The sequence below is a fragment of the Arsenophonus endosymbiont of Aleurodicus floccissimus genome, from assembly GCF_900343025.1.
Classification (GTDB): domain Bacteria; phylum Pseudomonadota; class Gammaproteobacteria; order Enterobacterales; family Enterobacteriaceae; genus Arsenophonus.
Window position 1 is genome coordinate 875,701 of the sequence record NZ_OUND01000001.1, and the last position, 21,690, is coordinate 897,390.

The 21,690-nt window shown below is 38.5% G+C and carries 17 protein-coding genes and 11 pseudogenes; 22 read left to right on the forward strand and 6 right to left on the reverse strand.

The window, feature by feature from the left end:
* Positions 1–91 precede the first annotated feature (91 nt).
* The 14 genes and pseudogenes from ARADI_RS19475 to ARADI_RS04810 all read left to right on the forward strand — a co-directional run bounded on the left by ARADI_RS19475 (position 92) and on the right by ARADI_RS04810 (position 6,991).
* Entirely contained in the window at positions 92–220 is a 129-nt protein-coding gene (locus ARADI_RS19475; RefSeq protein ID WP_255420610.1) for a hypothetical protein, read from the forward strand.
* A 136-nt stretch (positions 221–356) separates the two neighbouring features.
* Positions 357–500 carry a hypothetical protein gene (locus ARADI_RS04750; RefSeq protein WP_182853091.1) on the forward strand — a complete coding sequence of 48 codons (144 nt, stop codon included), beginning with the start codon at positions 357–359 and terminating at the stop codon, positions 498–500.
* Positions 501–514: 14 nt separating this feature from the next.
* Positions 515–763 (forward strand): hypothetical protein, encoded by a 249-nt coding sequence (locus ARADI_RS04755; protein WP_119711292.1) that lies wholly within the window; start codon positions 515–517, stop codon positions 761–763.
* Positions 760–1,296: a Sak single strand annealing protein gene (locus ARADI_RS04760; RefSeq protein WP_119711293.1), complete on the forward strand. Its 537-nt coding sequence runs from the start codon at positions 760–762 to the stop codon at positions 1,294–1,296. The genes ARADI_RS04755 and ARADI_RS04760 overlap by 4 nt, the downstream gene beginning before the upstream one ends.
* A 156-nt stretch (positions 1,297–1,452) precedes the next feature.
* On the forward strand, positions 1,453–1,935 hold the full coding sequence (locus tag ARADI_RS04765) for a lambda exonuclease family protein (protein WP_238149249.1): 483 nt from the start codon (positions 1,453–1,455) through the stop codon (positions 1,933–1,935).
* A 59-nt stretch (positions 1,936–1,994) separates the two neighbouring features.
* On the forward strand, positions 1,995–2,378 hold the full coding sequence (locus ARADI_RS20680) for a single-stranded DNA-binding protein (RefSeq protein WP_119711624.1): 384 nt from the start codon (positions 1,995–1,997) through the stop codon (positions 2,376–2,378).
* 209 nt (positions 2,379–2,587) lie between these two features.
* Positions 2,588–3,416 (forward strand): annotated as a pseudogene (locus ARADI_RS04775) (DNA cytosine methyltransferase).
* A complete protein-coding gene (locus tag ARADI_RS04780; protein WP_119711295.1) occupies positions 3,406–3,594 on the forward strand; it encodes a hypothetical protein in 189 nt (62 codons plus the stop codon). The pseudogene ARADI_RS04775 and the gene ARADI_RS04780 overlap by 11 nt, the downstream one beginning before the upstream one ends.
* Before the next feature lie 146 nt (positions 3,595–3,740).
* Positions 3,741–4,103 (forward strand): annotated as a pseudogene (locus tag ARADI_RS04785) (KilA-N domain-containing protein); the annotation flags it as partial.
* 93 nt (positions 4,104–4,196) lie between these two features.
* The gene (locus tag ARADI_RS04790) at positions 4,197–4,538 is read left to right on the forward strand and encodes a hypothetical protein (RefSeq protein ID WP_119711297.1); all 342 of its coding nucleotides are present in this window, start codon (positions 4,197–4,199) and stop codon (positions 4,536–4,538) included.
* A gap of 182 nt (positions 4,539–4,720) precedes the next feature.
* On the forward strand, positions 4,721–4,918 hold the full coding sequence (locus tag ARADI_RS04795; protein ID WP_119711298.1) for a hypothetical protein: 198 nt from the start codon (positions 4,721–4,723) through the stop codon (positions 4,916–4,918).
* Positions 4,919–5,102: 184 nt separating this feature from the next.
* The gene (locus ARADI_RS04800; RefSeq protein ID WP_369406936.1) at positions 5,103–5,531 is read left to right on the forward strand and encodes an MT-A70 family methyltransferase; all 429 of its coding nucleotides are present in this window, start codon (positions 5,103–5,105) and stop codon (positions 5,529–5,531) included.
* 99 nt (positions 5,532–5,630) lie between these two features.
* Positions 5,631–5,864 (forward strand): excisionase, encoded by a 234-nt coding sequence (locus tag ARADI_RS04805; RefSeq protein ID WP_119711625.1) that lies wholly within the window; start codon positions 5,631–5,633, stop codon positions 5,862–5,864.
* Positions 5,854–6,991, forward strand: a pseudogene (locus ARADI_RS04810) (phage integrase Arm DNA-binding domain-containing protein). The gene ARADI_RS04805 and the pseudogene ARADI_RS04810 overlap by 11 nt, the downstream one beginning before the upstream one ends.
* Positions 6,992–7,112: 121 nt before the next feature.
* On the opposite strand, the gene icd reads toward ARADI_RS04810, so the two are convergent.
* Positions 7,113–8,363 (reverse strand): NADP-dependent isocitrate dehydrogenase, encoded by a 1,251-nt coding sequence (gene icd, locus ARADI_RS04815; protein ID WP_119711299.1) that lies wholly within the window; start codon positions 8,361–8,363, stop codon positions 7,113–7,115.
* A 139-nt stretch (positions 8,364–8,502) separates the two neighbouring features.
* On the opposite strand from icd, the pseudogene ARADI_RS04820 reads away from it, so the two are divergent.
* From ARADI_RS04820 to ARADI_RS04865, 8 genes and pseudogenes are all read left to right on the forward strand, one after another.
* Positions 8,503–9,131 (forward strand): annotated as a pseudogene (locus ARADI_RS04820) (pseudouridine synthase).
* Positions 9,124–9,483: pseudogene (locus tag ARADI_RS04825) on the forward strand (NUDIX domain-containing protein); the annotation flags it as partial. The pseudogenes ARADI_RS04820 and ARADI_RS04825, both read left to right, overlap by 8 nt.
* A gap of 156 nt (positions 9,484–9,639) precedes the next feature.
* Positions 9,640–10,749 carry a tRNA 2-thiouridine(34) synthase MnmA gene (mnmA, locus tag ARADI_RS04830; RefSeq protein ID WP_119711301.1) on the forward strand — a complete coding sequence of 370 codons (1,110 nt, stop codon included), beginning with the start codon at positions 9,640–9,642 and terminating at the stop codon, positions 10,747–10,749.
* On the forward strand, positions 10,746–11,372 hold the full coding sequence (gene hflD, locus ARADI_RS04835; RefSeq protein ID WP_119711302.1) for a high frequency lysogenization protein HflD: 627 nt from the start codon (positions 10,746–10,748) through the stop codon (positions 11,370–11,372). Before mnmA ends, hflD begins: the two co-directional genes overlap by 4 nt.
* Before the next feature lie 21 nt (positions 11,373–11,393).
* The gene (gene purB, locus ARADI_RS04840; RefSeq protein ID WP_119711303.1) at positions 11,394–12,764 is read left to right on the forward strand and encodes an adenylosuccinate lyase; all 1,371 of its coding nucleotides are present in this window, start codon (positions 11,394–11,396) and stop codon (positions 12,762–12,764) included.
* 175 nt (positions 12,765–12,939) lie between these two features.
* Positions 12,940–13,455, forward strand: a pseudogene (locus ARADI_RS04845) (response regulator); the annotation flags it as partial.
* Positions 13,441–14,800: pseudogene (gene phoQ, locus ARADI_RS17440) on the forward strand (two-component system sensor histidine kinase PhoQ). The pseudogenes ARADI_RS04845 and phoQ, both read left to right, overlap by 15 nt.
* Positions 14,801–14,860: 60 nt before the next feature.
* Positions 14,861–15,996, forward strand: a pseudogene (locus ARADI_RS04865) (ribosomal protein uL16 3-hydroxylase).
* An 81-nt stretch (positions 15,997–16,077) separates the two neighbouring features.
* Here the strand turns inward: ARADI_RS04865 and pepT are convergent.
* The 5 genes and pseudogenes from pepT to lolC all read right to left on the reverse strand — a co-directional run bounded on the left by pepT (position 16,078) and on the right by lolC (position 21,502).
* Positions 16,078–17,328, reverse strand: a pseudogene (pepT, locus tag ARADI_RS04870) (peptidase T).
* A gap of 108 nt (positions 17,329–17,436) precedes the next feature.
* Positions 17,437–18,258: a Sir2 family NAD+-dependent deacetylase gene (gene cobB / locus ARADI_RS04875; protein WP_119711626.1), complete on the reverse strand. Its 822-nt coding sequence runs from the start codon at positions 18,256–18,258 to the stop codon at positions 17,437–17,439.
* 92 nt (positions 18,259–18,350) lie between these two features.
* Positions 18,351–19,599, reverse strand: a pseudogene (gene lolE / locus ARADI_RS04880) (lipoprotein-releasing ABC transporter permease subunit LolE).
* 2 nt (positions 19,600–19,601) lie between these two features.
* Positions 19,602–20,306, reverse strand: a complete 705-nt coding sequence (gene lolD / locus ARADI_RS04885) for a lipoprotein-releasing ABC transporter ATP-binding protein LolD (RefSeq protein ID WP_119711309.1) — start codon at positions 20,304–20,306, stop codon at positions 19,602–19,604.
* Positions 20,299–21,502, reverse strand: a pseudogene (gene lolC, locus ARADI_RS04890) (lipoprotein-releasing ABC transporter permease subunit LolC). Before lolC ends, lolD begins: the two are co-directional and overlap by 8 nt.
* Positions 21,503–21,690: the final 188 nt, after the last annotated feature.

The following is a 21,690-nucleotide window of genomic DNA, read 5'->3' on the forward strand; positions in this document are numbered from 1 at the left end:
AGTCTCATATCTGGCGTGTTCATTCCTATGCGAGAGATACGTATCTAACCGAATCCCCCTTCATCATGACAAACGATTACGGGCAACGTCAGTGTTACAAAATCGTTCTGCTAAAAAGGGGGCTGCATGGCTATATAACCAATACCTAAAAAACAAACTACCGATGAAGAAAGACTGTAACGGTGAATTCACCCACAACAAATATAGTCGGGTGGCATAAGGGGTAACCATGTACAAAGACAACATCCTGCTAGTACTGGCAAGACAGGCAGCAAAGTTAGCGATTGATACCCAACGACAAGATATATGGCTAATCGCTTTATCACTGCAACTATAAGCTTATGGGAAAAATCATCATGCCACTTAAATCAGAAACGGTGAAGAAATGCCATCTTAAAGAAAAAATTACCATCCTACTAGTGGATTCATCCTTTTCACAAAATGAAATCGAGTTATTACTCGAAGAGATTAAAGCCAGAAAAAACAGGATGCTATTCTAGCTCAAGGAGGTCAAATGAACCCTTACGCCATGCAAGATTACTGGTACGAACAACAGCAAGAAATTGCTTATTGGGAAGACAGACTGGACGAAGAAATTAGCGAACTTGTACAGCCTGTTTATAACTTCCTACCTTCATCCGTCATGAGAAAACTCAGTAATGAGGATTTTGATGATATCTGGAAGGCGCTGTTTGACCATTTCAAAAATGAGAACATTCATCGATACAAAGCAATTCGGGCGCCCAAGAGGAAATACCTATGAGCGAAATACAACATACCGAAAAAGAAAAAAGTTTTCAACAACAGGTTTGGGAAACGCTTTCTGTCATTAATGTTAACGAAAAGATAGAAAAGAAAAACGGCCTTTCTTATCTTTCATGGGCGTGGGCATGGGGTGTATTAATGGTGCACCACTACCCTAAATCTTACTATGCCGTGGATACCGTTAGCTATAACAATGATGACAATGCCATAGTGTCATTAACGCTCACTGTTAAACAAGGCGATAATGAATTTCCCTACAAAATGTGGTTACTTGTCATGGATTACCGGAATCAGGCTATTTCCACTCCTAACGCTGTTGATATCAACAAAGCGCTGATGCGCTGTCTCACTAAAGCTATTTCGATGTTTGGATTAGGATTTTATATCTATGCCGGAGAAGATTTACCTGAGCAAGAAAAAGTCGTGATACAGCAAGAACAAGCACAACAAAAAGCGCGTTACGACCAATTAATTTGTGATTTAAAAACCGCAGCAAAAGGCGGTATTGAATCAATGAAATCCATTGGCTAAAATTAACACCAGAAGAAACGGGTATCATTGGCGAAGAAAATAGAATGGCTATTTATCGCAACATCGCAATGAAAAATGAGGCTAATAATGAAGCAGAAAACGGGCGAATGGTTTCAGGTGAGACTTGGGAAAGTCACCGCCAGTAATTTACACAAGGTGTTATCCAAAGGCAAGGGAACAACACAACGAAACTACCTCATGCAGTTAGTCTATGAAACCCTTACCGGAGACGACGAGAAGAAATTAAAACCAATCAGTCCATTGAACGAGGGATTAACCTCGAGCCTCAAGCCAGAGCACGATATTGCCTTAATGAGTTTGATGTCCACGGTCACCGAAGTGGGCTTCATTTTCCACCCGACTATTGCGCTATTTGGCGCGAGTCCTGACGGACTGGTTAATGATGACGGACTTATCGAAATCAAATGCCCCAACACCACTACCCACATTGAAACCATTGACACAGGAAAACCTAAATACAAATACCTGTTGCAAATGCACGGACAAATGATGTGCACAGGGAGAAACTGGTGCGATTTTGTCAGCTATGATGACAGACTTCCCCCTAACCTTGCTTACTATAAAACCCGAATTATCAAGGATGATGATTTAGTTAACGAAATTGAACAGGCTGTTTAAGCATTTATCGAAAAACTGAAATCAGAAATCAACAAAATTAATCAAAAAGCGGAGGCAACATTGCAAACCAGAATCAGTGTAACTTTACCGGACACATCGGCAAATTAGAAATTCGCTATACCCAGGATAAAATTCCCATCACAGCATTCTCAATAGCTATTAGCAAATCAAGAAAAGACAACAGCTGTCAATGGATTGATGACACAACATGGATAAATTGCAAGGCATTTAAACAAATAGCGGAATATATCAATAATCATAGACAAAAGGGTACTTTTGTTCGTGTTACCACTACCTATCAAGAGAACAAATGGACGAATAAATCCGGTCAGCAAAGGATAACACCGGAATTTTTAGACAATGACGTTGAAATATGGTGCAACCGGAAAGAGAAAAATTCGCAGGAAAGCCAGGCTGAACCGAATATGCCAACTACTAACTAGCCAAACAGTAACACAATTATCGAGCCCGATTTTGATGATTCTATCCGCTTTTAGTCACAGGAGAACCACCATGTGGATTTTAATCTTGGCCATGTATGTCAGCCCTTACACGTCAAATGACTTTGCGAGTGTTTATACTCAGGAATTTGAGACTTTCAAGGATATTAACGCTAAAGCGATTTGCGTCAAAAAGTAATTCCCTTCTCCTGATGTTTTCCACAAATAAAACTTCAAGTAAAGGAGTTATTTTGCCTGCTTATTACAACGAAATTGACACTTACGCGGCGCAATGGCTGAGTAATTTAATCACTGCGGGTCATATCACCGATGGTGATGTAGACGAGCGTTCAATTAAGGATGTTAAACCTGATGACCTTAAACAATACACGCAATGCCATTTCTTCGCCGGAATTGGTGTCTAGGCATACGCATTGCGTAATGCAGGATGGCCTGATAACAAGCCAGTCTGGACAGGAAGCTACCCTTGTCAGCCTTTCAGCACGGCAGGCAAAGGAAAAGGATTTGCTGACGAGCGGCACTTGTGGCCCGCGTTCTTTCACCTCATCCAGCAGTGAAAACCTGACGTTATCTTTGGTGAACAGGTTGCAAGCAAAGACGGCCTCGACTGGCTCGACCTTGTACAAACTGATCTGGAAGCAGAGAACTACACCACAGCAGCACTTGATTTATGCGCTGCGGGCTTCGGTACGCCGCGCATCAGACAAAGACTGTATTGGTTGGCCCGACTCCTACCGCTCGGGACTGGAAGGATGGCAGGGAATGCAATGCAGCGATCAAATCCCTGCTAGTACGTGTGGTGTGGCTGACAACGACAGTGAGCTTAACAGCTTCTGGCAAAATACTGACTGGCTCTTCTGCAAGGATGGAAAACGGCGGCCAGTTGAACCCGGCACATTCCCGCTGGTTGATGGGATTACCGATAGAGTGGGACGATTGCGCGCCTACGGAAATGCGATCGTTGCACCGGTTGCGGAAGAATTCGTAAGGGCTTATCTGGAGGCCAACCATGAAACTTAATATCATCAAATTATTAATCACGACATTATTGTTTATCAGCGCCGCATTTGCTTTTGAAATGCTAGTAGGACATCTTGCCCATGCCGATCCCGTCATTGACCCGCAAATCAGGTTTAAACGTGGCGAATTAGGCAATATCTATTTAGCGGACAAGAGCTACTGGTTATCGGCATTATGATAGTGCCTGCTCTTATGGTTTATTTGGGGGTATTTCTCGATACCTTGAAGAAATAGTCACAAATTAAGAAATCATTACCCCACCTAGCTTATTCCATTTAATCAACATCAATACTCATTCATCAATTAACTTTGAGGAATTACTCTATGCGAAATTTAACAAATGAAAATTATCCCATTATTGCGGGTGTAGAAATCACGACAGACTCAGAAGGTCGTTTCAACCTGAATGCGTTACATAAAGCCAGTGGTGAAGGTGAACATAAACGTCCTTCCAAATGGCTTGCTACGATTCAGGCTAAAGAATTAATTGCAGAATTAGAAGCTAACTTATTGAAAAACAATCAAAGCCCTAATTCTGGCTCTGCTCATAAAGTGGTCAATGCCGTTAATGGTGGTTCACCACCAGGCACTTTTGCTCATGAGCTGTTAGCGTATGCAGGATGGATTGCGCCAAAGTTCAGGTTAATGGTTAATCAAACCTTCCTGGATTACAAAACAGGAAGATTAGCCCATGTCACCCAACAACAGACTGGTTAGATAACCCATCACAATTACGAAAAATGCTGATTAGCTATACCGAGCAAGTGGAAAAAATAAGCAGTGAGCGTAGATGAAGCTATTAGGACAAAATCACAAATCAGTCGCACTCGTGAAGCTTCAGCAATGGGTAAACTCAGCGTTGCTACCCGTAAAAATCGGGAACTGACAGAACGATTAGGAGAAAATGTTAAACATGCTGCTATCACAGCAGTAAAGAATGCCGCAGGGAAAGAATATAAATTCGCCCCACTTCGTCTATGGTGCCGTGAGAACCAGGTAGAAGAAACCGAAGTGCCTGATATTCGTTATGGTCAGGTTAAGTCATGGCCTACTGAATCATGGCTACAGGTATATGACATCAATCTAAAATCGTTATTTGCTAATAGTCAACGTATTCACTAGAAATTAACAGCTATTCGATATTTCAGTATCACTAAAAAAAGACCAGCACAAGGCTGGCCAACACCAAGGAAAATGTTGCTGTTAACCAACACACAACGGAAACAATCCTACCACAAATAATTCACAGATGTTCAATTATTGATCTTCATCATATTTATTTAATCAATAATCGGAGAAATCCTATGAATAACACACATGGATACCGAATAACGTTACATCATGTTAAAGCAGGGAAGCAGGTTATTTATCATGTTGAGATGATGAAAATAATTGGATTGAAGGAGATAAAATTAACAAACAAAGGGTTGATATATCAATTTTATACCGATGGAGAAAGTAAAACATTAACCGGAAATAGCGGTAATAAAATCACTGTATAAAAAAATAGACGACTTGCATAAAAGTAAAAGCTGGTATGTTTAGAAAATGAAGTGAAGTATGACATGATACTCGCAAACCCACCCTGGCAATATCAAAACAAAGTATCAACCGGCGCAGCACACAATCACTACAACACCACTGACTTTTACTCCCTCACCCGATTACCCATAGAAACCATCGTTAATGATAACTCTGTACTCTGCATGTTGGTACACGGGGAACTTTGCGCTGGAAGCTATCCGGTTAGCGGAAGCATGGGGATTTAAAGTCAAAACCATGAAGGGATTTACCTGGGTCAAGCCCAATAAGTTAGCCAAAGAGCGGATATCCAAAGCTATCAAAAAAGCTGCGCTGTCTGATGCTGATGATTTTCTGGTATTACTCAATGCTGAAACAGGCATGAATAGCGGTAATTACACCCGCAGTAATTCAGAAGATTGTTTAATTGCCATCAAGGGGAAAGGACTAGAACGTAAGGACGTATCCATCAAACAAGTTATCTACGCCTGTCTCGGTGAACATAGCCAAAAGCCTAAAGAAGTCCATTACCGATTAGAGAAGCTTTACGGTGATATGAAACGTATCGAACTTTTTGCTCGTGACAAAGTGTAGGGCTGGGATCTATGGGGCAATGAAGCGCCCGAGAATAGTGTGAGTTTTTGAATGTAATTAGTGATCTATTTTTATAAAAATACGCACGAAGAATCAACTATGCAAATGCTAACCTTGGAAGAATGGGCTAATAAGCGATATAAAAGTCATCATCCGAAATTAAATACATTACAACGTTATACCCGTAATAGTCATTTTTATCCACCAGCACGAAAAGAAGGTGGTATTTGGCGTGTAAGGGAAGATGCTGAATTGGTCGGAGATTTAACAAAACCATTTATTGATAAAAATGATAACCCTACCTTACAAAGGATTTTAAATGATGGCTGCTAGACCTCGTAAAAATAATGTTAGTATTCCAAATTTGTATCCATTATACAGTTATACAGTCGTAAATCGAACAAGATTTATTGGCGTTATCGTCATCCACAATAACAGGGAAGTATCATGCTCTTGGTAGTAATTAGGCTGAAGCAAAACAAATTGCTATTGAAGCAAATAATCGGTTTGCTGATCAACGTAGCAGACAGATTTTAGCTATTAGTGACCGTGTTGCGCGTATTAAAGGAAAAGAGATTACGGTTAACACCTGGTTAGAGAAATATTGGAAAATTCAAGAAGAACGTTTAAAAGAAGGCGATATAAAGCTAAACACTTACAAACAAAAAAGAAAACCCATTGAATTAATGCAAAAGCATTATCGATAAAACCACTAACGTTAGTCAATGCCAGAGATATCGCTCAGATATTAGATAAATATAAAATAAATGATCAATATCGAATGGCTCAAGTTATTCGTTCTGTTTTAATTGATGTATTCAAGAAAGCACAATATGCAGGAGAAGTTCCTCCTGGCTATAATCCTGCGTTAGCAACAAAACAACCTAGAAGAAAAATAACCAGATAACGGCTTAATTTGGATGAATGGAAAAAATTTTTTGAAATTGCTGACATGACTCATCATTACATGGGAAACGCAATGCTACTAGCATTGGTTACTGGGCAACGTTTGAGTGATATTTCTAAAATGAAATTTAGCGATATTTGGGATAATGATTTGCACGTCATCTAGAAAAAAACTAACGCGAAATTGGCAATACCACTTTCTCTACGATGTGAGGCAATAAATATATCCCTAAGAGAAGTAATAGAGCGTTGCCGTGATAATGTAATTAGTCCATACCTAATTCATTATTTTTATACAACGTCACAAGCCAAACGTGGCGAAAAAGTAAAACCCAACACTCTAACCACTAATTTAAAAAAAGCAAGAAATAAAACTGATATTGATTGGGGAGAAGGAACAACCGCAATCATTTCATGAGCAACATTTATTATCAGAGCGCCTTTACAGAGAACAAGGAATCAACACCAAAGATTTACTAGGCCACAAAAGTCAATTACAAACTGATAAATACAATGATGATCGAGGTAAAGAATGGATAAAAGTTATTATTTAATTGAATATTTTTTAGCTAATTTTGATAAATTATTTTGATAAAGTTTTGATAACCATTACAAAGTGAATAATAAAAAACGGAAACCATTAAGTTCCCGTTATCAATTAAGCAAAACCTAAAATCACATATGACTGATCACTTTATCACCAAACTCACTACATTTCAACAGCTTAGCGCCTGGCATTAAGCGCTCAAAATCATAAGTCACGGTTTTGGCGGCAATCGCCCCTTGCATACCTTTAATGATTAAGTCGGCCGCCTCTGTCCAGCCCATATGGCGTAACATCATTTCAGCGGAGAGGATAATTGAGACTGGATTGACTTTATCTTGACCTGCGTATTTCGGTGCTGTTCCATGGGTTGCTTCAAATAGTGCACAACTATCGCCTATATTGGCGCCTGGGGCGATACCGATGCCCCCAACTTGGGCCGCTAATGCGTCAGAAATATAATCGCCATTGAGGTTCATACAAGCAATAACGTCATATTCAGCTGGCCGCAACAAAATTTGCTGTAAAAACGCATCAGCAATCACATCTTTGATAATAATATCTTTACCTGTCTCTGGATGCTTAATTTTCATCCATGTGCCACCATCAAGTAATTCACCACCAAATTCTTGTTGTGCTAACTGGTATCCCCAATCTTTAAAGGCACCTTCAGTGAATTTCATTATATTACCTTTATGCACTAAAGTGACCGATTTACGATTATTTTGGATAGCATACTCAATTGCGGCTCGTACTAGCCGCTTAGTTCCTTCTTCTGAACAGGGCTTTATACCGATACCACAATTGGTTGGAAAACGAATTTTATTTACTCCCATCTCATCTTGCAGAAATTTAATTACTTTATCTGCCTCAGAGCTACAGGCTTTCCATTCAATACCTGCATAAATATCTTCAGAATTTTCGCGAAAAATCACCATATCAGTTAATTCTGGCTGTTTTACTGGGCTAGGAGTACCTTGATAATAGCGCACCGGTCGTAAACAAATATAGAGATCGAGTTGCTGTCGTAAAGCAACATTTAAGGAACGGATCCCGCCGCCAGCAGGTGTCGTTAATGGTCCTTTAATAGACACATGATATTGTTGGATCAAATCGAGTGTTTCAGCGGGTAACCACACATCCTTACCATAAATTTGAGTTGATTTTTCACCAGTATAAATCTCCATCCAAGAAATCTTTTTATCACCGTGGTAGGCTTTTTTTACTGCTGTATCAACCACTTTTAACATCACCGGAGTAATATCAGCACCAATACCATCCCCTTCAATATAAGGAATTATTGGATTATTAGGGACATTAAGCTTACCTGCTGCAAGTGTAATTTTTTCACCTTGTTGAGGAACAACTACTTTGCTTTCCATCAATCTCTCCTTTTATTATCTTAGCGCAATATCTGTTAACTTATGGTAAGAATATTGCATGGTACTTGAATAATTTTTCTACGCCAATGTTTGCTAATTTAAGGTATAATAGGGATCTCATTTTTTATTAATCATTGTTATGACAAATCTGCAGCATAAAAAGACCAAATCAAAACAATATCATGACAAAAATAGCGCAAATTTTGTCAAACATACGATTAGTTCACGTAAAATATTACTCTTTAATAAACCGTTCGATGTATTGTCACAATTTACTGACCAAATTGGTCGGCAGACATTAAAAAATTATATTCCTATCACCAATGTCTATGCTACAGGACGTTTAGATCGCGATAGCGAGGGTCTGTTAATACTCACTAATGATGGCAAATTACAAGCCAAATTGACCCAACCAAACAATAAAATGAAAAAAATTTACTATGTGCAAGTTGAAGGTATACCTGAATCAACCTCATTACAAAAATTTTGTCACGGTTTACTATTAAAAGATGGTATGACCAAGCCGGCAAAAGCTGAACTTGTGGCTGAACCCGACTAGCTTTGGCCACGCCACCCCCCATACGTATAAGAAAAAATATTCCAACCTGTTGGCTAAAAATCACCTTATCAGAAGGCCGCAATCGACAAATACGTCGTATGACCGCCAACATAGAGTTTCCAACCTTACGATTGATTCGCTATAGTATGGCTAATTTTCAATTAGGTAACTTACCGCCAGGTGAGTGGAAGGAGGTCGATCTTGTTTAAACCACACGTTACGGTTGCTAACGTCGTTCACGTTAAAGGTAGGTTTTTAATTGTAGAAGAAATTATCAATAATAAATCAGTCTGGAATCAACCAGCTGGACATTTAAAAGCTAACGAAACTATTTTTGCTGCCGGGAGCCGCGAGCTATATGAGGAAACCGGTATTAATGCACTTCCCCAGCAATTAATAAAAATTCATCAATGGATAGCCCCTGATGGCTGTGCTTTCCTGCGGTTTCTTTTCTTGATTGAACTGGATAAGATGCCTAAAAAAACCTCACCACAAGATAATGATATCCACCAATGTTTATGGCTTACTGCTGATAAAATATTGTCCAATCCATGCCTCCGTTAGCTTTATCAGTCGAAAATTTTTCCGTTAACATTAATCGACGCTTATCAATTTCATACCCGCTAATAGAGATTAATCCTTATGCTACTATGGTGAAACTTGCCACTGCATGTTAAAATATTTGTGTTTATGTTTACCCGCAATTGAGATTTATTCATGTCAGATAGCCAGTTAAAAAAAGTCATCGTTGGTATGTCCGGTGGCGTTGACTCATCCATATCCGCTTACCTATTGAAACAACAAGGTTATCAGGTTGCCGGTTTATTCATGAAAAACTGGGAAGAAGACGATAATGATGAGTATTGCTCAACAGCTACCGATCTTGCTGACGCGCAATCGGTATGCGATAAACTCGATATAGAACTGCATACTGTTAATTTTTCTGCCGAATATTGGGACAATGTTTTTGCCCATTTTCTTGCTGAGTATAAAGCTGGCCGCACACCGAATCCCGATATTCTATGTAATAAAGAAATTAAATTTAAAGCATTTCTAGAATTCGCAGCGCAAGATCTGGCAGCAGACTATATTGCCACCGGCCACTACGCTCGACGCAAAACCGTTAATGGTCGCCATCAATTATTGCGTGGTTTGGATAACAACAAAGATCAGAGCTATTTTCTTTATGCGTTGGATCAAGCTCAACTAGCACAAAGTCTTTTTCCAATCGGTGAACTGGAAAAATCAGCAGTTCGCCGTATCGCTGAGGACGTTGGTTTAATTACCGCCAGAAAGAAAGACTCAACAGGAATTTGTTTTATTGGTGAACGAAAGTTTCGCGACTTCCTCGCTCGCTATCTGCCGGCTAAACCAGGTGTAATTATCACAGTTGATGGCAAAATTTTAGGTGAACATACAGGTTTAATGTATCATACGTTAGGTCAACGTAAAGGATTAGGTATTGGTGGTGTAAAAGAAGCAAACGACGATCCGTGGTATGTTGTCGATAAAGATATTAAAAATAATCAGCTAATTGTTGCCCAAGGCCATAATCACCCACGTTTGATGTCAACAGGACTTATCGTTCAACAAATCCATTCGATTAATCCACCAGCGTTAAACGAAACCAATCAATGTACAGTTAAAACCCGTTATCGACAACCAGATATCCCCTGCACAATTAAGCCACTTAGTGATAATAAAATCGCTGTGCAATTTGACTACCCTATTGCAGCCGTTACACCTGGCCAATCAGCAGTTTTTTACCAAGGTGAAATTTGTTTAGGCGGTGGCGTCATTGAAACACGTATTCAGGAGTCAATGTGAGCAAAAATTTTTATGATATTACTCTTGCATTTGCCGGTATTTGCCAAGCATGCCGTCTAGTTCAACAATTGGCTCATGAAGGTGAAATTGACGATAATACGGCAGAAGTGATGATTAATAGCACACTAAATATTAATCCAACATCCACATTAGAGGTTTATGGCAATAGCGAGGCAAATCTTCGTGTTGGTTTAAATACTTTACTTACTATACTTACCGCTTCAAATAATACGCTTTCCTCCGATTTAACCCGTTACTTATTAAGTCTAATTGGCTTAGAACGCCGACTAAGAAAAAATCTATCGGCTAGTGATGAACTTAAACGACGTATTGAATTACTTCAACAGCAAAAAAATTATTTTGAACCTATGTCCAGCGGTATTTTTAATGCGCTGGCAGGGATTTATGTAGATGTTATTAGCCCTATTGGCCCACGTATTCAGGTAACGGGTTCTCCTGACATGCTGCAAAATAGCTCGATACAAGCTAAAGTACGCGCATTACTTTTTACTGGCATTCGTAGCGCCGTTCTCTGGCAACAAGTCGGTGGAAGCCGCCTACAATTAATGTTTTCGCGACAACGTTTGATCACTCAAGCAAAAGAAATTCTTGCTCATTGTTAATAAATTTGGGAGTCACTACCAATGGAATTATCTTCACTGACTGCTGTATCGCCAATTGATGGCCGCTACAGTGATAAAGTCAGTCTATTACGTCCAATCTTCAGTGAATTTGGTTTACTGAAATATCGTATACAAGTAGAGGTACGCTGGCTACAAAAATTAGCAGCATGTGCTGACATTAAAGAAGTCCCCGCATTTAGTGCCGAAGCAACGGCTTATCTTAAGCAAATTGTCGCTAACTTCAATGAAAATGACGCAATTCAGATCAAACAAATTGAACAAACAACTAACCATGATGTAAAAGCAGTTGAATATTTTCTAAAAGAAAAAATGGCAGCCATGCCTGAACTTGAAAAAGTGGCTGAATTTATTCATTTTGCCTGTACCTCTGAAGATATTAATAACCTTTCCCATGCATTAATGCTAAAAATCGCCCGTGACCAAGTGGTTCTCCCCCAATGGCAAAAAATCATTAATAGCCTAAAAGAGATGGCGCGTCTTTATCGCGTATTACCGCTACTATCAAGAACCCATGGTCAACCCGCGACGCCGACGACGATAGGTAAAGAGTTTGCTAATGTGGCTTATCGTATGGAGCGGCAATATCAGCAACTTGAGCAAATCGAAATTTTAGGCAAAATTAATGGTACGGTGGGTAATTATAATGCTCATTTATCCGCTTATCCTGATATAAATTGGCATCTGTTTAGCGAACAGTTTGTTACTTCGTTAGGTATTAAATGGAATCCGTTCACAACCCAAATTGAACCCCACGACTATATTGCTGAACTCTTTAATTGTATTGCTCGTTTTAATACCATATTGATCGATTTTGCTCGGGATATCTGGTGTTATATTGCTCTTAATCATTTCAGACAAAAAACAGTCGCTGGTGAAATTGGTTCATCGACCATGCCACATAAAGTTAACCCGATTGATTTTGAAAATTCCGAAGGCAATCTTGGACTAGCCAATGCCTTATTAAATCACCTGGCAAATAAGTTACCGATTTCACGTTGGCAACGTGATCTCACTGATTCAACGGTATTACGTAATTTAGGGGTCGGTATTGGTTATGCATTGGTAGCCTATCAAGCGACATTGAAAGGCTTGAGTAAATTAGAAGTTAATGAGCAGAATTTACAAACTGAATTAGATGCTAATTGGGAAGTGCTGGCTGAAGCTATTCAAACTGTTATGCGCCGTTATGGAATTGAAAAGCCTTATGAAAAACTAAAAGCTTTAACCCGCGGCAAACGCGCTACAGCAGACGATATCAAAGCGTTTATTGATAGCTTAGATTTACCACAAGAAGAAAAAAATCGTCTAAAAACAATGACCCCAGCTAACTATATTGGTTATTCAGTCAATCTGGTGGACCATTTAAAATAACGTTAATAGGTGAGCAACATTGATTGCTCACCCTACTTTTTCGTTTAATTAGCCACTCAAACCACATAATTATTTTCTTTTCATTCAGTAATATCTTGCCGTCATCCAGCTATCCTTCTAACATAGGATTTATTACTACTTTTTCTAGTAGATTTATTCAGAAATTGATGTTGTTATACGGATATTAATTGTAGAAGATAATGCGCTTTTACGTCACCATCTAACTGTCCAGTTAAAAAAGACTGGTCATCAAGTTGCAGCAGCAGATGCTAAAGAAGCTGATTATTTTTTACAAGAGGGTAATCCCGATATTGCAATCGTCGACTTAGGATTACCGGATGAAGATGGATTAAGTATGATCAGGCGTTGGCGGCAGGACAACATTAAATTGCCTATTCTAATATTAACCGCTCGTGAACGCTGGCAAAAAAAAGTGGTTGCCTTAAATAGTGGTGCCGATGATTATGTGATAAAACCTTTTCATCTGGAGGAAATTTTAGCACGGATTCAAGTATTAATGCGCCGGAACAGCGGACTTGCTTCGCAAATACTTCAACTAGGTAATTTTATTATCGACATGTCACGTAAAGAATTCACTATTAAAGATAAAAATATCAAACTCACCGCATTTGAATATACTATTTTAGAAACCTTAATGCGTAATAACAGTAAGGTAGTGAGTAAAGAGTCATTTGGTGCCGTTGCAATCGTTGGCTATTTAGTTAGTTTTGATAAAACAACCTATACCCTTACTACGTAGTCAAAGTAATCTATTTTATAGCTTGGCACAATGGCGTAATAATAAGTTAGATATCCATGTCCCAACTGATTTTACCTTAAATGCCCCAGCCTTTATTTTAATTTATAATCAACAAGGTGAAATTTTGTGGTGACAACGCCATCGAAAAAGAGTGGTTAAAAAAAGATGGATTATACGAATTAGATACCGATTTAAATACCACCCGTGAATTAATTAAAGTCTCACCTAACGGCAGTAAACCGGCGAAAAAAGTTACTGATATTAAAGATAAATATTCCTCTTTAACTCACTCAGTTTCTGTCAACCACTATCAGGCAACTAAAAATCTGCCGTAACTTACCATTGTCGTAATAGATACTTTACCTTTAGATCTACAGAAAACTGGATTAGTTTTGGTATGTTATATTAGCCAATTTTATTCTGGTTATTCCGATGCTTTGGCTAGTAACTTCTTGGAGTTTATACCCTATAGAATCAGTAAGTTCACAAATAAGTAGCATCGAAAAAGGTGAGCGAGAAGCGCTAGATCAAAATCCGCCATTAGAACTTAGCGGATTAGTGCGTAACTTGAATAAGTTACTAGTAAAGTAAATGAACAAAAACGCTATACCAAATATCGAACTACATGTGCTGATTTAAGCCACAGCCTAAAAACCCCATTAGCGGTATTACAGTCAACCCTTCGTTCTCTGCGCTCAAGCAAACAAATGACCCTTGAACAAGCCGAGCCTATCATGCTGGAACAAATTGGCCGAATTTCACAACAAATAGGCTATTATTTGCATCGTGCAAGCATACATAGTGAAGATAATTTCGCGATCCGAGAAATTTCTTCTGTCTCTGCCTTATTAGATAATCTATGCAGTGGCTTAACCAAAGTATATCAACAAAAAGGCGTCAACTTGACCCTTGATGTCTCGCCTGAAATCACTTGGGTAGGTCAACCGATAGATTTTATGGAGATTATGGGTAATATTATTGAAAATGCATGTAAATATTGCCTTGAATTTGTTCAAGTTAGCGCTAGTAGCACTGAAAATTCATTAACCATTATCGTCGATGATGATGGTCCTGGTGTTGCTGAAGATAAACGAGATTTGATTTTTTTACGCGGTCAACGTGTTGATACTCTCCGGCCAGGACAAGGTTTGGGGCTCTCTATTGCAGCTGAAATTATTGAACAATATGAGAAGATATTGCTATTACTCATAATCCATTAGGTGGAGCACGCGTGATTGTGACTTTTAGACAACAATCGCCCATGACAGATAGCTAATAGCACTAACACCATTTTCTTATTTTTTAATCTGACAAAATAAATATGCAAAATAAAATAATTAACTATCAACTTAATATTAATTGGCCAGATTTTATCAAAAATTATTGGCAAAAACGGCCGTTATTAATTAAACAAGGATTTACTAATTTTATTGATCCTATTTCAGCTAATGATTTAGCTGGATTAGCAATGGAAGATGAAGTGGATAGTCGATTAGTTAGCTACCAGGATGGAAGTTGGCAGGTCACTCATGGCCCTTTTGATAGTTATGATCAATTGGCTAAAACAGGATGGTCACTGTTAGTACAAGCCGTTAACCATTGGCATTATCCATCGACTGCTTTAATAGCGCCCTTTCGTGTTTTATCTGATTGGCGAATTGATGATTTAATGGTTTCTTATTCTGTTCCAGCAGTTGGCCGTTGGCCTTCATATTGATCAATATGATGTTTTTATTATTCAAGGTCTTGGTCGCCGTCATTGGCGAGTAGGTGAAAAAATTGCACTAAAGCAACATTGTCCACATCCAGATCTACTCCAGGTTGAACATTTTGCGGCCATTATTGATGAACAACTTGAACCAGGGGATATCCTTTATATTCCACCAGGCTTTCCCCATGAAGGCTATTCCATTGAGACTTCACTTAATTATTCAGTCGGTTTTAGATCACTGACTAGCCGTGAATTATTTAGTAGTTTTGCCGATTATCTTATCGCTAATGACTTAGGTAATTATCATTATAGCGATCCAGATATAGCAACACGTGACAATCCTGCTATGATCTTGCCGACAGAATTAACTGAAATACAACATATAATGCAATAATTGCTTGCTCAACCACATATTTTTAATCATTGGTTTGGCACATTTATCTTTCAGTCTCGTCATGAGTTAGATATCGCACCGCCCGAACCCATCCTATAGTGCGGATCAAGTTATCCAGCTTCTTTGTCAAGGAAATACTCTTTACAAATTTAATGGCTTACGTACCCTGAATGTTGCGGATCAATACTTTGTTAATGGTGAACAATTAATATCGCCTAAATTAAACATAAACATAACTGCCATCAATATACTTTGCGAAAAACAGGAAATACACGCTGATATGCTAGGCAACGCATTGAATGACAAGGATTTCATGCAATTAGTCACTAAACTAATTAATGATGGATATTGGTATTTTAACGATTAAAATTGTTTGACCTGTATATAATATATAATAAAACATGTTAGTTTGACTAGTTGATAATTTTATTCTGCAGGTTAATCATCATTAGTTCGCAGCCATTCGATCAAATTTAACATATTGCGCCGTTAATGCAACAATGCGAACAATCACATCAACTGCCTGCTGCATACCTTCTAAACAGATAAATTCATATTTACTATGAAAATTATATCCGCCAGTAAAAATATTAGGACAAGGTATACCATAATCGACTAACAATTCCCTATGGGTGATATCTCGATTCAGTTGCACATTAGGTTTTATATAGCAGTCAATCATTGCTTGCTTGGCAATATCAATAACATGTGGATACTTGCAAACCACTTTATTCATGTTGTAACAAATGTCATCAACCGTCAATTCAATGTAACAATCAGGATGGAGATCTTTTCCCTGTTCTTCCGCAATTTGGAACATAGCTCGCTTACGTTTGGCAAAGTTTTGTTCATCAAAATTACAAATAATATAATTCATTTCAGTCTTTTCTACTGTGCCTTTAATACAACTCAGATGATAAAAACCTTTATCCACTATTGAATACGTTGCTATTTCTTGGCTTGGGATCTGATTATGAATGCGGGTAGCCAATGTTAAAGTATTTACCATACCCTCCTTGGAACTCTCCTTTAGCATCCCTTTACTGATAATTTTTATCCTCACATTCGCGATATTAAAATTTTCATATTCAAGCCCACCAATCCCCCTACCAACCAAATTATAAGCCCATTGAGCATTAAATTTTTTTAAATCGATGTTATTTGCTCCATGACCTATTTTGGCATCGGGTGTAAACACAATATAAATGTCACCATGGGGAATATTTTGCTGTATTAGATGAGTTATCGCCGTCATAATTTCAGCAATATCAGCCTTATTTTCTGTCCCTAATAATGTTTTGCCATCACTAGTAATTATCGTTTTACCTATCATTTCATGCAAAATGGGAAACATCACTGGCGATAACACCGCATTGCCAATACCCAATACAATATCAACGCCATGATAATTTTCAATCAGTTGTGGCTTAATATTTTTACCAACAAAATCGGGTGAAGTATCAACATGGGGAAATAAAACCAATCACAGGAACCGAATGTTCAATATTGATGGGTAGCTTAGCCATTAAACAGCCGTTTTCTAGCAACTCGCTAGTAGAAACTCCTAGCTCTGTCAGTTCGGTCAATAATAACTTTGCTAATTTTGCCTGGCCTATACTGCTAGGCTTAGATTTAGTATAGCTCTTTGATTGAGTATTAATCGCAGTATATTCCCAAAACGCTCTAAAGGCCTATCCATTTCTCTTCCCCCAATGAGCTATTACCGCATTATGCGAAAGGAATTAATGACAATTATTGCGTCAAATCAGTTTTAGCAGATATATTAATAAAATGCATTATTAGTTAATCATACTTTAATCTCTGCAAGTAGCCCGCTAATATATTTTTCAACAATTTTTGTGGCAGCGCCATAATGTTTTTCATCAAACTGGCTTTCAACCTGACTGGGTTCAAGATTCAATTCAACAGTATGTGCACCAGCAAGTTTGGCTTCATGTACAAACCCAGCAGCAGGATAAACATGTCCCGATGTACCAATTGCAACAAAAATATCCGCTAATGATAAAGCCTGATAAATCACCTCCATACCTAGTGGCATTTCACCAAACCAGTCAATATGAGGACGCAAAGGTTGAGGAAATTGGCAACAGTGACAACGGTCATCGGTTGTTAGATCTCCTTTCCATTCAATAACCTGACCTGATTGACAGCAGCGAGCTTTTAATAATTCACCATGCATATGAACAATGCGTCTATTACCCGCCTTTTCATGCAAGTTATCGATATTTTGCGTAACTAATAAAAAATTATCACCCAGAAAATGTTCTAATTTTGCTAACGCATGATGGGCTGCGTTGGGTTTTATATCCGCTTGCTGTAATCGATAACGATGCTGATTGCAAAAACGTTGTACTAATTCTGGATCTCTAACAAAACCTTCAGGTGTTGCAACATCTTCAACCCGATGTTCTTCCCATAAACCATCCGTTGCGCGAAAAGTACGAATTCCAGACTCAGCTAAAATCCCAGCGCCGGTTAATACGACAACTTTTTTTGTTTTCATCTTATCAATCAACTGTTTGTCTCGGTAAAAAAGGCAACAACGAAATCTTTGTCGATGTAAGTTTTTCTTTTTACGTAACTTTCTAAGTCGACAATAAAACCGCATCATTGGACAGTATCCTTTTTCATGCTAAACGACCCATTAATTTCAATCAAAAAATCGCCTCTTTTAGATAATGACAGCAAAAACAACAACGGTTATTGCCCATTTAAAATTCGCGCCGGATCTATTTTTGTTGCCCGTTTAGCTGGATACCAACTTGCGAGTAAACTTAAAATTAATGTTGTTAACATGACATAAAATACATCGGTAATATGGAGCTCAGAGGGTAAAAAATCGATAAAATAAACATCACCTGACAGAATAGGATGACCAACAATATTTTCTATACATTTAATAATAGCCGTTAAATTTAGTGATATAAAAATTCCGACTAACATACCAATAAAACAACCAATCATTCCCGTTATTAATCCATACCATAAAAAAATAGCACGAATAAAACTATCTTTAGCACCGAGTGTTCTCAACACCGCAATATCGGTGCTTTTATCTTTCACTGCCATTACCAAAGTAGAGACAATATTAAAACAGGCGACACCAATCACCAAAATCATGGCCAGATACATGATGCCCCGCACCATTTGAATATCGTTATACATGTAACCATAATCCGCTATCCAACTTTTAATAGTGACATAATGGCCAGTATTTATGCCGGCATCATAAACTACTTTATTGGCAGCAAAAACAACATTCACACTGATCTGAAAACCAGTAACACCATCACCATAAGCTAAATATTGCTGCGCATCTTGCAATGGCACAATTGCCAGCTGATGATCTAACATACCATTTAATTTGAATACGCCAATAACCGTGACACTAATTCGATTCGGTTGCTGAATACGTAATTTGTCATCATGATTAGGGATCATAATGGTAATATGATCCCCAGGCGAAACTTTTAATGTTTCTGCCACACCTTGACCTAAAATAATTTGGTTATTGCTTGGTTTTAATTTTTGCCAGGCATCATTCAAGATAAAATCAGGTAACGAACTAACTGATCGCTCTGACGATAAATCAACACCGGCCACCTGGATCGCTTTCAATGCGCTCCTCTTTTCGATGCAACCCAGTAAAATTAATGTAGGGTGATACACCAACAACCCCTGGTGTTTGTCGAACCTTATCTAAATCAGCTTGCCAATTTAAATAAGGCTGATTGACTGCCGCAATTTGTCCATGAGGGACAACTGAAAGTATGCGATTTTTTAATTCACGTTCAAAACCATTCATTGCACTTAAGCCAATAATCAACACTGCAACGCCAAGCACAATACCCAGTGTAGAAATAATCGAGATCAATGAAACTAAGCCAGCTCTTTTTTTGCCTCGACTAAAACGAAGTGCAATTTTTAACGCACGGGGTAATTCCGCCATGATCATTGCACTCCCATTAAGCTCGGATCATCCTGTAAATAACCATCCCGTATTTCTAGCTCACGGGTTAAACGACCGGCAAGTCGCAAATCATGAGTCACAACTAAAAATGCCGTCCCTTTTTGTCGATTAAGATCCATCAATAATTCAAAAATGACATCTGCATTGTGTAAGTCCAAATTACCGGTCGGTTCATCCGCCAGTACTAAAGCAGGTTCATTAACAATTGCCCGAGCAATTGCAACTCTCTGCCGCTCACCGCCAGATAATGCAGCCGGGCGATGATTAACTCGATGCGATAAACCTACTGCTGCTAACATTTCATTCGCTTTTTGCTGCGCTTTCACGCGTGTCATTCCGCCAATTAATAATGGCATCATTACATTTTCCAACGCAGTAAAATCCAGTAATAGGTGATGAAATTGATAAATAAACCCTAACTTCTGATTGCGTAGTTCAGCTCTCCCATTGGTAGAAAGTGAGCTAATTTTTTTACCATCAAAAATGACATCACCGCTAGTTGGCGTATCTAATCCACCCAATAAATGCAGTAGCGTACTCTTGCCAGAGCCTGAACTACCCAGAATTGCCATCATTTCACTTTTATTGATTGAGAAGGAGATATTTTTAAGTACATTAGTCGAAATTTTACCATCTTGATAACATTTACAGAGGTCCTGGCAAACTAATAGCGGAGAATTATTCATAACGTAAAGCCTCTGCAGGTTGAACGGTGGCTGCACGCCAAGATGGATAAAGGGTGGCCAATAATGAGATAGCGATTGAAGATAAAGCGATTAATATAATACGAGCAGGATCAATAGATATCGGTAATTCGATTCCTTTAGCCAACAAACCTAACATAGGCATTATTATATTAAGTTGGCTTGCAATAAATAGACCTAATAATGCTCCAATGATGGTACCAATAATGCCTGCTCCTGCTCCCTGTAACATAAAAATAGCCATAATCTGGCCTCGCTTTAAACCTAATGTTTGCAAAATAGCCACTTCAGACTGTTTTTCCATAACCAATAATGAAAGTGAAGTAACAATATTAAAGGCTGCCACGGCAATAATGAGACTCAATAATAATCCCATCATATTTTTTTCCATTCTTACTGCCTGAAAAAACTCACCTTTTCTTTCGCGCCAATCCTGCCATACCATACCTACTGGTAACTTCTGTTGACTCAAGCTATCAACGGTTAAAGGTGCGTTAAGATAAAGACGCCAACCCGTAATATTACCGATCGGATAACGCATTAATCTTGCCGCGTCCTGTTGATTAACTAACAATTCGCTATTATCGGCTTCACCTTCGGTAGCAAAAAAGCCGGCTACCGTGAATAAACGCTGACTAGGTACTCTGCCCATTGGCGTAAGTTGACTAACACCTGGAACAATTAATCTCAATTGATCCCCCCTCTTTAGCGCTAGCTGTTCAGCCAATTTTACGCCTAAAATAACGTGGTAACCACCGGCAGTTAATACTGAAGGATCAACATGTTGCAGATGATTTAACAAAGGCTCGGTTGATTTTTCATCAACGCCAATCATGACCGCAACCCCCACATTTTGGCTGCTTTGCAATACAACATCACTTTCTACAATTGGGGCAATGCTCTCGATTCCTTCTAGATAGGTTACATTTTTTGCTGGATATTGATTGGGATTGAGATTACCTTTAGGTGTCGTTAAAATAGCCTGTGGCATATATGCTAAAATACTCTGCTGCAATGAACGTTCAAAACCATTCATAACAACAGTGACGGTAATTAATGCCATGACGCCTAATGCAATGCCAATCGTAGATAAACTCGATACGAACCGACCAAGATCGGTCGCCTGTTCGTCCACGCATGTAACGTAGACCAATATAAAAGATAACAGACTGAGACATGAAATCCGATATACCTCTGTTACCAAAGCAAAATGTTTGGCGATAATAAAGGGTAGCGTCACTGAATGGAACCACCCTAAGTCAAAGTTTTACGGTTTTTTATATCTAACTTAACAGATTAGACTATTTTTCGTTTGTTTTAGTGTCAACAAAACAAGTATTACAATTTCTATCAATGAGAATTAATT

Excerpts from the sequence above, each read along its gene's own strand:
- cobB (WP_119711626.1), bottom strand. The coding sequence starts at position 18,258 with ATGCGGTTTTATTGTCGACTTAGAAAGTTACGTAAAAAGAAAAACTTA.
- icd (WP_119711299.1), bottom strand. The coding sequence starts at position 8,363 with ATGGAAAGCAAAGTAGTTGTTCCTCAACAAGGTGAAAAAATTACACTT.
- lolD (WP_119711309.1), bottom strand. The coding sequence starts at position 20,306 with ATGAATAATTCTCCGCTATTAGTTTGCCAGGACCTCTGTAAATGTTAT.
- ARADI_RS04780 (WP_119711295.1), top strand. The coding sequence starts at position 3,406 with ATGAAACTTAATATCATCAAATTATTAATCACGACATTATTGTTTATC.
- mnmA (WP_119711301.1), top strand. The coding sequence starts at position 9,640 with ATGTCAGATAGCCAGTTAAAAAAAGTCATCGTTGGTATGTCCGGTGGC.
- purB (WP_119711303.1), top strand. The coding sequence starts at position 11,394 with ATGGAATTATCTTCACTGACTGCTGTATCGCCAATTGATGGCCGCTAC.
- ARADI_RS04805 (WP_119711625.1), top strand. The coding sequence starts at position 5,631 with ATGCAAATGCTAACCTTGGAAGAATGGGCTAATAAGCGATATAAAAGT.
- ARADI_RS04750 (WP_182853091.1), top strand. The coding sequence starts at position 357 with ATGCCACTTAAATCAGAAACGGTGAAGAAATGCCATCTTAAAGAAAAA.
- ARADI_RS04795 (WP_119711298.1), top strand. The coding sequence starts at position 4,721 with ATGAATAACACACATGGATACCGAATAACGTTACATCATGTTAAAGCA.
- ARADI_RS04755 (WP_119711292.1), top strand. The coding sequence starts at position 515 with ATGAACCCTTACGCCATGCAAGATTACTGGTACGAACAACAGCAAGAA.
- ARADI_RS04800 (WP_369406936.1), top strand. The coding sequence starts at position 5,103 with ATGATAACTCTGTACTCTGCATGTTGGTACACGGGGAACTTTGCGCTG.
- ARADI_RS04760 (WP_119711293.1), top strand. The coding sequence starts at position 760 with ATGAGCGAAATACAACATACCGAAAAAGAAAAAAGTTTTCAACAACAG.